Annotated in this window: 2 protein-coding genes; one reads left to right on the top strand and one right to left on the bottom strand. The window is 71.3% G+C overall.

Annotated elements, in window-relative coordinates; genetic code table 11:
* Positions 1–10 precede the first annotated feature (10 nt).
* On the bottom strand, positions 11–1132 hold the full coding sequence (locus NM961_RS21060; protein WP_255916400.1) for a helix-turn-helix transcriptional regulator: 1122 nt from the start codon (positions 1130–1132) through the stop codon (positions 11–13).
* 377 nt (positions 1133–1509) lie between these two features.
* Here NM961_RS21060 and NM961_RS21055 point away from each other — a divergent pair, with 377 nt between their 5' ends.
* Positions 1510–14352 carry an MBG domain-containing protein gene (locus NM961_RS21055; protein ID WP_255916399.1) on the top strand — a complete coding sequence of 4281 codons (12843 nt, stop codon included), beginning with the start codon at positions 1510–1512 and terminating at the stop codon, positions 14350–14352.
* Positions 14353–14517: the final 165 nt, after the last annotated feature.

Here is a 14517-nt window from a genome sequence, read left to right as displayed (position 1 = left end):
ACCGCAGGGACTAGCGCGGCGCGGCGGCGATCAGCGCCGGCAGCGCCGCGCCGAGGTGGCGCACCAGCTCGGACTGACGATTCACGCCCAGACGCTCCATCGCCAGTTTGATATGTGAACGCACCGTGTTGACCGCCACGCCCAGGTCCGCGGCGATGGTCTCGGCCGCTTCGCCGCGCACCAGCGCGGCGCAGACGCGCGCCTGTGCCTGGGTCAGCTGGAACAGCTCGCACAATGCGCTGTCGGGCAGGTGCTGCGGCCAGCGCGGATCGCGCAGGAACAGCAGCAGGCAGCCGGCGCCCGCGTCCGCCGCCGGCACGATCACCACGCACAGCGGCGGCAGCGGCTTGGCGCGCAGCAGGCGCAGCGAATCGCCGCCGCCGGCCGCGCGCACGCGCGCCAGCGCCTCGTGCAGGCGCTGCTGCTCCGCGGCGCCGGCCAGGCGCAGGCTGCGCACGCTGAAGCGCGCATCGCCGGCATGGCCGTCCAGCAAGGCCGCGGCGCGCGCATTGCGCTGCACGATGCGGTCGGCGGCATCCAGCGCGAGCACGGCGTCGAGCAGGTTGTCCTGCACCGCGGCCTGGTAGCGCGCCTCCAGCTGCAGGTCGTCCAGGCGCCGGGCCAGGCCGGCGGCACGCTGCGCATGGCGCACGATCTCGTCCATGCTGCTGCGGTCGGCTTCGTCGAACTGGCCCAGGGCCTTGTCGCGCAGCACGCCGATCTGCAGGCGCAGGCCGGCGCCGAGCACGTAGTTGCCGCCGCAGCCCCAGAACAGGTTGCCGCGCGGGCGCAGGAATTCGTTGTAGAACACGCTGCCGCGCAGCTCGCGTTCGTCAATGAGCTGCTGCGACAGCCAGGCCCGCGGCTGGCGGCTCATCTGCTCCACCAGAGCCGGTTCCAGGAACGGGTCCAGCGCCTGGTAATGCGCCAGATAACTGCCGTCCTGCGGCCGCGCCCAGGCGGCGACATCGGCGGCCGGATTGCCCTGCCGGCGCAGCAGTACCACGGCCTGGCCGGCGTCGTAGCGCCGCGCCAGCGCGGCGGCCAGCAGCTGCCAGCAGCGCGTGTCCTCGATTGCCGCATAGGCCAGTTCGATCAGTTCGGAGCCGCCTTTCCCCTGCATGGCGTCCATCCCTTGCTCCGCGGCCGGGCCTGTCCCCGCAGGCCTGTTCGCGCACGTGGGTAGCGATAAACAAGCGCTACGTCAATGCCCAAATAGGTGATGCGTTCCACATTCCGGGTTGGTTAGCCTCGTTCCCAGCTGTACTGCGGCTCTGGGAGAGCCGCAGCGCAGTCAGCTTGCGGCGCATCACCCAGCGCCGTACAGGGGGGCGAGATGAACCGGATCGATCGGGGAATTCCCGTGCGCAGGGACGCGCGCTCGTCCGCGGCTGACGCCGCGGACGCCTGGGCCCGGCCACGCCGGGCCGCAGCGGCCTCGCCCTGCCTGCCTTCCCGCGCCGCACCGCGGCAAGTCCGTCATCTCGCAGTCCGCATCGGGAGTTCTCGATGATTTCCTTTCTGCACCATCGCGGGCGCCTGGCGGCGCTCGCCGCGTTTGCCTGCCTGAGCGCCGGCACGGCGCAGGCCGAACTGTTCAATGCCACGCCGGCGCGCACGGTCGGTCCGTTCACGGCGGGGCAGAGCAATCCCCAGCCCGGCGGCGGCTGGACCGCGGCGGACGACCGCCCGCTGGGTGCCTCGCTGCACGGCCAGGGCGGCTGGAGCATCAACTGCGGCGCGGCCAATTACGATCAGGAAATCACGCCGGCGCTGGCGCATACGGGACGCCAGTCCTGGCGCGTGTCGAACTGGTTCCACGAGGGCTGCGTCAACAGCGTGCTGAGCCCGGCCTTCGCCTCGGTGCAGGAAGGAGCGGGGCCCAGCAGCCAGGTCCAGGCCGGATTCTGGTTCCGCGTACCGGCCGGCAACGACGGCCTGGTGGTCTCCAGCTCGCTCAGCGACGCGCCCGGCGCGCGCCTGACCTACGCGGCGATCCGCGACAGCGGCGGCGTGCTCGCGGTGCAGGTAGTCGGCATCAGCCAGGGCAGCGGCTGGACCAATACCGACCCGCCGCCGTTCGACGATGCCGGCGTGCGCTACGACATCCGCCAGTCCGGCGCCCTGGCCCACGACACCTGGTACCGCCTGCAGGTCTCCGCCCAGCTGGTGCCCGGCGCACGCAACGATCTGATCACCTACACCGTGTTCGACGGCGCCGGCGCCACGGTGTGGACTTCCGGCAGCATGGACAGCTGGGAAGACGCCTACCTGGCCGGTCCGTTCGCGGCGCCGGGCACCAAGGTCACCCTGACCCGGCTGGGCTTCCGCCTGGTCGAGAATCCGGATCATCTGAACGACCGCAATCCTGGCAGCACCTTCGCGCTGAACCGGCCGGCAGGCGTGTTCATCGACGATCTCAGCGTGACGCCGGGCAGCGGCAGCGCCATAGGCGCAGGCTTCGAGGGCGAACGCTTCGCTGCCAACGGCGGCAGCGACAGCGGCGACTGCAGCAATCCGTCCGCGCCCTGCGCGACGATCAATTACGCCGTGGCCCAGGCCACGCCGTGGAACACCATCCGCATCGCCGACGGCACGTACAACGAGAACGTGGTCGTCGCCAAGCGCGGCCTGCGCCTGCTCGGCGAAGGCGCTAACCGGCCGGTGCTCACGCGCCAGAGCGGCGGCACCAACCAGGCCCTGCTCTACGTCAACGACGTGCGCGACGTGGCCGTGGAAAACCTGCACTTCGCCGCCGACAAGACCTACGTCGCCGAAGGCGTGGTCGCCGCCGGCGACATCGAGGGCCTGCTGGTGCGCGGCAACCGCTTCGTCTCCAGCCAGTCCGGCGCGGCGGCGTCGACTTTCCGCTTCACCAATGCGATCTCGATCAACCACGTCAACAACACCGTCGGCGCCACCATCCGCGACGGCCGCAGCGTGCGCATCGAGGACAACCTGGTCGAAGCCAGCGGCGGCGCCGCCTTCCGCGCCGGCATACAGATGGACCGCGGCCTGGGCGTACTGCGCGGCAATACCATCGTCTCGGGCACGCAGGATCTGATCGTGCGCTTCCCCACCGTGGTGCCCGGCGTTTCCACCGCCACCAGCGTGACCATCGCCGACAACCACCTGCGCGGCCGCGGCGCGCAGATTTCCTCGCCCAATGCCGGCGTCAGCGCCATCCTGTTCGACAACAACGAAGTGCGCGCGGTCCCCAATGCCGATGCCTACGCCGCCGCGGCGCCCTCGCCGAACCCGGCGGATTTCTCGCTGCTGCGCCTGGTGCACAACGACGCCGGCGTGCCGCTGACCGTCAGCAACAACCAGTTCCTGGACCATGCCGGCGGCTACCGCGGCGTGCTGATCCAGAACTGGCCCGGCGTGCAGCTGCGCGACAACGTGTTCCTGCCGCTGGCTGCGGCGGCCGACTTCGTCAGCCTGGTGGTCAGCAACAAGGAAATCACCACCGATGCGCCGCCCAGCCCGCCGCAGCCGTTCGCGCTGACTGCGCAGGGCAATGATTTCTACGCCGCCACTGCGGCCAATGCCGGCCGCGCCGTCGAATTCATCAACGACAACGAGGCGGGCGGCGCCGCCGTCTACGCCAGCCTGATCTTCGGCGGCAATACGCCAGGCCAGGAAAACACCTTCGACGGCAAGCACCAGCGCTATTTCCGCCTGGACGATCACAGTTGCGACACTGCCGGCAGCACGAGCTGCGGCCTGCTGAACTATCCCGGCGTGGGCGCGATTCCGGATACGCGCGTGCGGCCCTTCGCGGGCAATGTCAGCGCTGCCGGCAATCTGTACGACGGCGCCTTCCCCGCCGGTATGAGCGCGGCCCAGCGCCTGGCGCTGCAGGCGCACACCTACGACGACGCGGCGAACGCGGCCCTGGGCCTGGTCGACTACGGCTTCAGCGGCAGCGAAAGCGCGACTTATGTCGACGACGCCTACACCGGCCAGCCCCACGGCGCCGCGCTGAGCTTCAGCCACGGCGCGGTCGCGCCGGGAACGGTGTACTACGGCATCAACGCCTTCGCCACGATCAACGACGCCGTCGCGCATACCGCGGCCGGCGGCGTGGTCTATATCGCCAAGGGTAGTTACGGCGCCGGTCTGGTCGATCGCGAGGTCAGCCTGATCGGCGACGGTGCCGGCGCGGCCGACACCGTCATCGGCGCGACGCTGACGCTGGCCGCCGGCGGCAGCTCCGCCAGCCAGCGCCTGACCGTGCGCGACCTGCGCGTATCCAATCCGGCCGGCGACGGCATCGTGCTCACGGGCAGCCAGAGCTACCTCACGCTGGAGCGCGTGTCGGCTTCGGACAACGCGCGCAGCGGCATGATCGCCTACGCCGCGCCGGGTTCCACCGTGACCCGCGACCTGCGCATCGTCGACAGCCATTTCGACGGCAATGGCAACACGCCGCCGGTGAACGACCCGGGCGGCTATGTCCAGGCCGGCCTGCTGTTCGCCGAGAATGCCAGCCTGGACGGCCTTGTCATCAGCGGCTCCAGCTTCGACGGCAATTCCGGCGCCGGCTTCTCGGTCAACCATATCGGCGCGCCGGCCAGCAACAGCGCGATCCGCAACGTGCTGATCCAGACCAGCAGCTTCAGCGGCAATGCGCCCATAGGCGCGGCGCCCGGCGGCGATGAACTCAATTACACGGGCGGCGGCGGCATCTGGCTCAAGACTTCCGCCGCGGGCAGCCTGATCGACAATGTGGAAATCCGCCAGTCGGTGTTCGCCGACAACGGCAGCGGCCGGGTCAATCCGGCGCCGGTCAATCGCCGCATCAATGCCAACGGCATCACCCTGCGTGCGCGGACCGGCACCACGCTGAGCAACGTGCGCATCTGCGACAACACCTTCAGCGAAACTCCGGCCGCGGGCGTGCAGGAATACGGCGTCTACGCCTTCGACCAGACCGGCGGCTGGGCCGTGGACGCGGTGGAACTCTGCGGCACCAATACCTTCAACGGCCTGCTCGAAGGCGTCAGCGGCTTCGAGCAGTTCGCCGCCACCGGCACCCAGCCCGTGATCGAAGTCAGCGGCACGCTGGTCGCCAACGGCGGCGTGGCGCGCGCCTTCGTCAACGATGCGATACGGCGCTACGCCGACGCCAGCGAAAGCGGTACGCCGGCGCTGCATTCCAGCATTGCCGCCGCGATCGCCGCGGCCGGGCCGGGCAACGCCATCGTGCTGGGCCAGGGCCGCTTCCGCGAATCGGTGGTGATTCCGGCCACCTTGCCCGGCCTGGTGCTGCGCGGCAGCCTGCAGGGCGGCGCCATCGTGTCGGAGATCGACGGCGCCGACGTCAACGGCGTGCGCCTGGCCGGCAACGGCATCAGCGTGGTCGGCGCGCAGGACGTCACCATCAAGCAACTGCGCGTGACCCGCTTCGACGGCAGCTGCATCTTCGCCACGCCCGGCTCCGGCAGCGAGCCCGACGGCCTGCGCATCGGCGACGCCAGCCTGGCCGACGTCGATCCCGACGCGCCGTTCCAGGCGGCCAACTACACCACGGAGCTGAGTTGGTGCGGCACCGCCGGCGGCATCGGCGGCGGCGTGCTGCTGGACGTGGGCAGCCTGCTCGACGATGTGCGCATCTCGCATGTGAGCACGCACGACAACCAGCGCCGCGGCATCGCGGTGTGGGATGCGCGCAAGACCAATTTCGTGCTGGACAACAACCATGTGGCCAACAACAGCCTGGCCGGCATGGAACTGCTCGACGGCGCCGCCAGCGGCGTGGTCATGCGCAACAACCTGGTGATCGACAACGGCGACGCCGGCATGGGCGTGCTCGGCGCCGAAGGCCCGGGCGTGACGCATATCCACCACAACCGCGTACAGGACAACGGCCGCTTCGGCATCACCCTGAACAATCCTTCCGGCAGCGGCCTGGCCACGCCGGCGGCGGCGGGTTCGGGCGCCATCGTGGTCGAGGACAACCATGTGTTGCGCACGGTGGCGCCGGTAGACAGCCGCGATCTTTCCGGCATCGCCGTGATCCGCCGCGCGCGCGATGCGGCGCTCAACGGGGATGTGCCCCAAGGCGTGGTCGTGCGCAACAACACGGTCAGCGGCATCAGCCAGCCGGCGGCGGATTTCGACGGCTACGGCATCGTGATCGAAGGCCTGCAGTCGCGCGTCGAAGGCAATACGGTGTCCGCCAGCGACATCGCCATCCAGCGCCAGGCCGGCAATACGCCGCTGCCGCCGGCCGACGGCGACCAGGCCGCGGCCAATGCCTATTTCGGCCGCGGCAACAGCCAGTTCACCTGCGCCATCATCGGCAGCAACACGATCGACGGCAGCAGCGTCAGCGGTACCAACGGCAGCAGCGTGCGCGACATCGACCTGCGTCCGAACGCGGCGCCGATGAACGTCGTCGTCACCAATGCCGACACCGGCCGCACCTTCTGCTCGCTGCAGGCGGCCATCGACGATGCCACCACGCTCAACGGCCATGTGCTGCGCATCAGCGACGGCGTGGTGCTGGCGGCGCAGACCGACGTGACCAAGCGCGTGCGCATCACCCGCAGCGGCGCGGCCGGCGCGCCGGATGCGCCGGTGCTGAGCGCGCCGGCCAGCGTCAGCGGCGCACCCGCCGTGCTGCGCGTGCTGGCGCGCGACGTGACCGTGGACAATCTCGAATTCCGCATCGACCTGGACAGGCTGGGCACGGCCATCGCCGCGCTGCCCGGCGGCGAGACGCCCAGCGGCCTGGTGATCGAAGGCAATACGATCCGCGCGGTCGATTCCAACCTGGCCGATCCGCCGCTGGCGCCGTTCGCCCAGCGTCATGCGCTCAGCCTCAACGGCCGCGGCTACGCCCAGGGCAGTGCCGCCCTGTCCGGTCTGGTCGTGCGCAACAACACCATCGAAGGCTCCGGCAGCGGAGCGGACCTGCGCCTGTTCGGCTCCGGCGTCGAATTCGACGATGCGCCGGCCACGCCGCCGGTGCAGGGGCCGCCCAGTCTCGCCACCGACGGCATCGCGCCGGTGCTGTGGCTGGACAACAACCGCATCACCGCCGGCTCCCAGGACGCCAACCTGCGCTACAACAACGGCCGCGTGCTGGTCAGCGGCAACACCTTCTCCGGCGCCGGCCTGGAGGCGGGCGAGGCCCAGGGCCTGTTCGAGGTCGACGGCAACGATTTCGCGCCGGCCATTCCCGCGCTGCGTTCGCTCGGCATCAAGAGCGTGCAGCACAGCAATGCCTATGTGCACATCGGCAATAACCATTTCAGCGGCCATGCCATCGGCGTGGCAGTGCAGAACAGCCAGAGCTGGCATCTGCAGGACAATCAGTTCGATGCGCCGGCGGCAGGCGACTTTGTCCACCTGTGGATCAATACCAAGGTGTTCGGCGGCCTGCCGCTGGCCTTCGCCCGCATCGAAGCCGACGTGCGCGGCAACCAATTCAACGGCGCGGCCGGCCCGGCCGCGCGCGGCGTGGCGGTCTATTTCGCCGATCACGATTACCGCGCCAGCCGCCCGGCGCCCGGCGTGGTCCGCCTGGGCGGGGCCACGGCCGGCTCGGCGGATGCCAACCGCTTCGCCGGCGCCTTCGCCCATTACCTCTACCTCGATCCCAGCGACTGCCCCAGTTCGGCCACCAGCGCCGGCTGCGTCAGCGGCGCGGCGCCGGCGGTGTTCGCCGGCTATGCCGCCAGTGCGCTCAAGCCGTTCCCCGCCGATGTGATCGCGCTGGACAACGGCTTCGTCGCCACGCCGGCCGGCACGCCGGTACTGCCGCGCGACATGAGCGCGGCGCAGATCGCCGATCTGCAGGTGCGCACCTACCACGACGATCCGCTGGCGCCGGAAGCGCCGCCGGGCGCACCGGCGGCGCTGGGCCGGGTCGAGTTCGGCTTCGCCGCGGCCAGCGTCGCGCTCAGCGTCACGCCGCAGCCGGGCAACGACGGCCTCACCTACAACCTGCAGGGCTATGCCGTGCGCGTGCAGAACAGCGGCGGCGCGGTGCCCGAGCCGGTCAAACTGCGCTACGCGATCACCCGTGCCACCTCCAGCCTGCCCAGCGCCGGCCAGCCCATGGGCGGCAACGTGCTGCAGGACGAACCCGCCGCCGACAGCGTGCGCAACGAATTCGCCGATCCGGGCTGTCTGGCCGCCAACGGTCACGTGCAGGACGGCTGGTGTCTGTCGCGGCTGAACCCGGCCGGCGGCGGCCTTGTGCTCAGCGGCGAGTTCCCGCAGATCAGCAACGGCTTCCCGGTCGATGCCGGCGCCGATTTCAGCGGCGCCAGCCGCAGCCTGTTCCGCCTGCCCGGCACCTATGCCACCACGCTGCAGGCGGTGGGCCAGTACAGCGGCACCGTGTACGCGAGCACGAATTTCTCCGTCGTGCTCAAGCAGCCGCTGGCCGTGAGCTATGCGGGCGCTGGCGCCGTCTATGCCGACGGCGCCAGCCTGCCGCTGGCCTTCAGCGTGATGCCGGCAAACGACCTGACCGGCCTTGCGCTGGCCGGCAAGGTGGAGCTGAGCTACAGCGCCGGCGACGGTCCCAACGACGGCAGCAGCTTCGCCGCCGGTGCCGCGGCGCCGACCCTGGCCGGCGGCTACAACGCCAGCGCCGCGGTCAACGACAGCGACTACACCATCGCCAGCGGCGCGGGCACGCCCTACAGCGTGGAACGCAAGCCGATCACACTGGCCGTGTCCGGCGCGCTCAGCGCGGTCTACAGCGGCCAGCCGCAGGGACTGAGCGTGACGCCCAGCCAGGCGCTGTCCGGTGCACCGCAGCCCGGTTCCATCGCCATCGACTACAGCCCCGCGCCGAGTCCGCCGGCAAACGCCGGCAGCTACCCCTGGAACGCCAGCCTGAGCGATCCCAACCTCAGTGCCGTGCTGAGTTCGGCCAGCGCCGGCCAGTGGCAGATCACGCGCGCGGCGCCGGCCATCGTCTTCGCCAATCTTGAGCAGACCTACAACGGCACGCCGCGGCCGGCCGCGGCCAGCAGCAGCTGCGCAGCGGCGATCAGCGCCACCGCGCCGGCCTGCGACGGTGCGCCCGCGGTCGCGCTGCGCTACGGCGCGGCCGGGGGCAGCGGCGACGCCTGCGCCGGCAGCACGCTGGCGCCGGTCAATGCCGGCGACTACGAAGTCTGCGGTACGGTCGACAGTGCGAATTACTCCGCCCAGGCTACCGCCCGGCTGCGCATCACCGGTTCCACCCTGGTCACGGATCTGGACGGCCCCGCCGCGGGTGTCGAAGTCGGCCGCGCCGCGCATTACCTCGCGCGGCTGGACAACACTGCCGCGCAGGCGCTGCCGGCGAATGCGCGCTTCCTGCTGGAAATCACCCGCAGCGGCGGCGCCATCAGTGCGGCCGACCTGTTCGCGGTGCAGGCCGACGAAGGCAGCGGCGGCAGCTTCGTCGCGGCGGAGAACTTCGGCACCGGCCCCAACGGCGGCCTGCTGTTCAAGCTCGACGGACCGCTGCCCGACGGCGGCTACGCCGTGGCCGGCAACAGCGCGCTGCTGCGCAACCTGCGTGTGCATTTCGCCACCGCCGACAGCTATACGCTGCGCCTGCGCGCCGAAAGCAACACCGGCGCCGACCTGTACGGCAGCGACAGCGTGGTCACCGGCGTGGCCGCGGTGGTGCCGGGCACGGATACGCAGCTCAGCCTCAACGGGCCCGGCAGCGGCGTCGAAGTCGGTGTCGATACGGCCTATACCGCACGCCTGCGCAACCAGGGCACGGCACTGGGCGAGAACGTCAGCGTGGCGTACTGCGTCACCCGCAACGGCGTGCCGGCGACGGCGGCCGACCTGAGCCTGGGCTACGGCGCCGGCAGCAGCGGGCCGTTCGCGCCGCTGTCGCTGGACGGCAACGGCTGTGCCGTGTTCGGTCCGGGCGGCGGCTTCGCCCTGCCGGCCGGCTATGACGCGACCACTTACTTCAACGCCAACTTCAGCGCCGCCGGCAGCTACGCGGTGACCGCCGAAGTGAAGGGCAGCACCAGCGGACTGCTGTATGCCGCGGCGAACCTGCTCAGCCAGGTCGCGTCCAGCACGGCCGGCCGCTCGGTCGACCTCGCCGCCGCCGCCGGCGGCCTGCGCGTGGGCGAGCCCGCGGCCTTCTTCGCCAGCCTGCACAACAACGCCGGCGCCATCGCCGGCCTGGAACAGCAGCGCCTGTGCGTGAGCACCGGCCCGGCCCAGCCGGCCACGGCGGCGGACCTGAGCATCGAATACAACTTCGACGGCTCATCCACCTATCCGTATGCGCTGAGCCTGGATGCGGCCGGCTGCGACCTGGTCGATGGCGACAACGGCGGCGATGCGGGCTTCGATTTCAGCCCGGGCTATGCCGGCGAAGTGAGCTTCCGTGTGGTATTCCACAAAGCTGCAACGTATACCGCCGCCCTGGGCGTGCGCGGCGCGGCTGCGCCCAACACGCTCTACGCCAGCGATACGCTGACCCGCGTGGTCGGCCGCGGCCAGGCCCAGGTCACTCTCGGCAATCTGCAGCAGCCGTATACCGGCCTGCATGTCGATGCCAGCGTCAGCACGGTGCCGGCGCTGCCGTACAGCCTGGACTACACCCCGGCCAACAGCGGCCCGACCGCCGCCGGCAGCTACGGCGTGACCGCGACCGTGGACACACCGGACTGGCAGGGCTCGGCCAGCGGCACGCTGGTGGTCAGCGACGCCTCGGGCCTGAGCCTGGGCCTGAGCGGGCCGGCGCGCACCTTGTTCGGCGATTACGTCACCGGCTTCGCCGCGACCCTGGCCAATAGCGGCCAGCCCACCGCCCAGCCCGTGCATACGCGCTTCGCCATCGTGCGCATCGACGACGGCAATGCCGATCCGATCAGCGCCGGCGATGTCGACGCCTGTGTGCAGTTCGGCGACGGCAACGCGGCGGATTGCCCGTCCGGCTACTTCAGCCTGGCTTTTGCCAAGACCACCGGCACCGCCGGCGGCCGCGCGGCGGTATTCCTGCGCTATCCCAACCTGCCGGCCAACGATCAGCCCGCGCCCAGCCTGGGCACGCCGCTGAACGTGCCGCTGGCGCTGCGCCTGGAACCGGGCGAATACCGCATCCAGGCCGAAGTGCGCGGCAGCGTGGACGATCACCTGTTCGCCCGCAGCGAACTGGTCACCACGGTGCCGGCGCTGAGCATCGGCCACGCCGGCCCCGACGTGGCCGCGGCGGAAACGCCGCTGTTCGGCGCGGTGGTGCTAAGCAACAGCGGCGGCCGCCTGCCCCCGCCGGCCAAGGTGCGCCTGCGCCTGCACGACAACGGCGGCGCCGTGCTGGCGCCGGCCGATGTCGACTTCGCGCGCCAGGACGGCAGCGGCTACGTGCCGCTGGTGTGGAGCCAGAGCGGCAGCGACCTCGTCGCCAGCTACCTGCCGGCCAACGGCGGCCAGATCGGCGACGGCTACGCGGCGACCATGGCCGACCGCAGCGTCTACCACCGCCTGGGCCAGTACACCCTGAGCACCGCGCTGGTCGACGCGGCGACCGAGACCACGCTGTTCTCGCTGGGCAACCAGATCATCGAGATCAGCGCCCGCGGCGTCGCCATCACTCTGAGCGACCTGACCCAGACCTACAACGGCAGCCCGCGCGCGGCCGCGCTCAACACCGATCCGCCCGGCGTTGCGGTGGCATTGAGCTACAGCGGCATCGCGCCGACCGTCTACGGCCCCAGCGCCACGGCGCCGACCGACGCGGGCAGCTACAGCGTCAGCGCGCAGGCCTTCAGCGCGCTGTACTCCGGTTCGGCCAGCGGCACGCTGGTCGTGAACGCCGCCAATGCCACGCTGAGCCTGGGCAATCTGAGCCAGGGCTACGACGGCACGCCGCGCTGCGCCAGCGTGGTCACCCATCCGGCCGGGCTTGCGACGACGCTGAGCTACGACGGCGCCGCCGCCTGTCCGACCGCGGCCGGCAGCTATGTCGTCGTCGCCGGCATCAGCGATCCGAACTACCAGGGCAGCGGCAGCGCGGTGCTGACCATCGCGCCGGCCGCCGGCACGGCCATCGCACTCACCGACGACGACGGTACGGCCGACGGCAGCATCCACCGCAGCTACAGCGGCGCCAGCGTGGCCGCGGTCAGCGCGACCACCACGCCGGCCGGGCTGAGCTACGCCGTCACCTACGAAGGCGTCGCGCCCACGGTGTATGCGCAGAGCACCACGCCGCCGGCTGCAGTGGGTAATTACCTGGTGCGTGCGGCGACGACCAGCACCGACCATGTTGTTGCCCAGGCCACGGCCAGCCTTGTCGTCGATGCGGCCGCGAGCGCGGCCATCAGCATCGACGGCGCCGTCGGCGGCGCGCTGATCCGCGGCTATAACGGCGCGCCGCAGGCGGTGACCGCGACCACGGCCGCCCCGGCAGGGCTGAGCTACACGGTCAGCTATGCCGGCATCGCGCCCACGGTCTATCCGGCCAGCGCGACGCCGCCGGTGGATGCCGGCCAGTACAGCGTCACGGCGACGATCAGCGATCCCAACTACGCCGGCAGCGCGCCGGCCACGGCGACGCTGACCATCAGCCGCGCGCCGTCCGGCGTCACCTTCGGCCCGCTGGACTTCGTCTACGACGGCACCGCCCACGGCAGCAGCGCAAGCCTGGCGATGGATACGGCCGCGGTGTGCAGCCTCGACTACAACGGCGCCGGCAGCGGCAACGGCACGCCGCCGGTGGACGCGGGCCAGTACCTGGTCAGCGCGAGCTGCGAAGGCAGCAACTTCAGCGGCTCCAGCAGCGCCACGCTGCGCATCGCGCCCAAGCCCGTCAGCCTGGGCCTGAGCCTGCCGCCGACTGCGCCCTACGATGGTCTGGACCGCGCGGGCACGGCGTCGGTGGACGGCGATGTGCCGGCCGATCCGGCCAGTCTGGTCGTGCTGTACAACGGCGCCGCCACGCCGCTGCCGCGCAATGCGGGCAGCTATCTGGTGCAGGTGTCGCTGGATCCGGCCGAAGGCAACTACACCGCGCCGCCGGTGAGCGCGACCCTGGTCATCACCAAGGCCGGCACGGTGGTCACCCTGGGCAACCTGAGCCAGACCTTCGGCGCAGTGACCGCGGTCACCGCCGCCAGCACGGCCACGCTCAGCGGCAGCATCGCCGTCAGCTACAACGGCAGCGCCGTGCTGCCGCAGGCCGTGGGCAGCTATGCGGTCGCCGCTACGGTGAACGATCCCAACTACGAAGGCTCGGCCAGCGGCACGCTGGTGATCGCGCCGGCGTCGGCCAACAGCATCGCCGCCAACGGCAGCATCGCCGCCAGCGCGGTGGCCGGCGCGGCCCTGCCCGGTACGCAGCCCTCGGTGCGCATCACCGACGGCACCAACCCGGTTGCCGGCGTCGCGGTCAGCTTCAGCCTGCTCGGCGGCGGCGGCAGTCTCAGCGGCGCCAGCGTGAACACCGATGCCAACGGCGTCGCCACGCTGGGCGGCTGGACGCTGGGCGCCAACCCAGGCACGCAAAGCGTGCGCGCGGCGGCGGCGGGAATCAGCGGCACCGTGGACTTCAGCGTGAATGCCACGGCCGAGGTCGGCCTCAGCCTGAGCATCAGCGACGGCCGCAGTTACGCCGCCGCCGGCCAGGTGCTGAACTACCTGATCGTGGCCGCCAACGCCGGTCCGTCCAACGCCACCGCGGCCAGCCTGGGCAGCAGCCTGCCGCCGCAGTTCGCCGGCGCCAGCGTGACCTGGCTGTGCGCCGCCAGCAGCGGCAGTTCCTGCGGCGCGGCCAGCAGCGGCAGCGGCAATCTGCCGGCGAGCATCACCATCGCCGCGGGCGGCTCGGTCAGCTTCCTGCTCTCGGCCACTTTGCAGCAGACCGCGGACGAGGCCGTGATCTACGCGGTGACCCTGACGCCGCCGGCCGGCGCCGCGGGCAGCCCGGCCGGCGCCAGCGACCAGACCGACATGGTCCTGTTCCGCGACGGCTTCGAGGAAGGCGGCGACGGCGTCAACGCCGCCGGCCCCGGCCTGGCCATGCACAGCCGTGACGGCCAGCACGTCGCCGGCCTGCGCGTGGCCGCGGTGCGCGGCCTGCGTCCGCAGCTGTGGCTGAGCGGCCTGGCCGAGCAGGGCTGCCGCTTCGCCATTGAGTTCGCCCGCGCCGGCGACGCGCTCTATGTGCGCCAGCGCGTGGCCGGACGCGACGGCTACGACATCGCCGGCGCGTGGTCGTCCTGGCCGCAGGACAGCGACGTGCTCGCGCTGAGCACTTCCGGCGGCCGCCTGCAGCTCAGCGGCGACGCCGCCGCTGCGGTCGGCGCCGACTGGCAGTGCGCGGCGGGCAGCCTGCTGCTGTGGGCGGGGGATCTACTGGAATAAGCCTGTGCGGCGGCCGCGCCTGCGGCTGTCGCAACGCGTGCGGAGGGCGCAAGGATGCGCCATCAAGGGAGCCTCGTCAGAGGATGCCAGGATGGCTCTGGCCCGGCCTTGTGCCGGGCTTTTTTTTGGTTCTTCACCCAACACCGGCGACCGCGCAGCGGTGTG

The organism is Tahibacter harae, from assembly GCF_024437735.1.
GTDB lineage: Bacteria > Pseudomonadota > Gammaproteobacteria > Xanthomonadales > Rhodanobacteraceae > Tahibacter > Tahibacter harae.
Note: the sequence above shows the minus strand (reverse complement) of the source record. Positions and strands in the feature narration are given on the sequence as shown.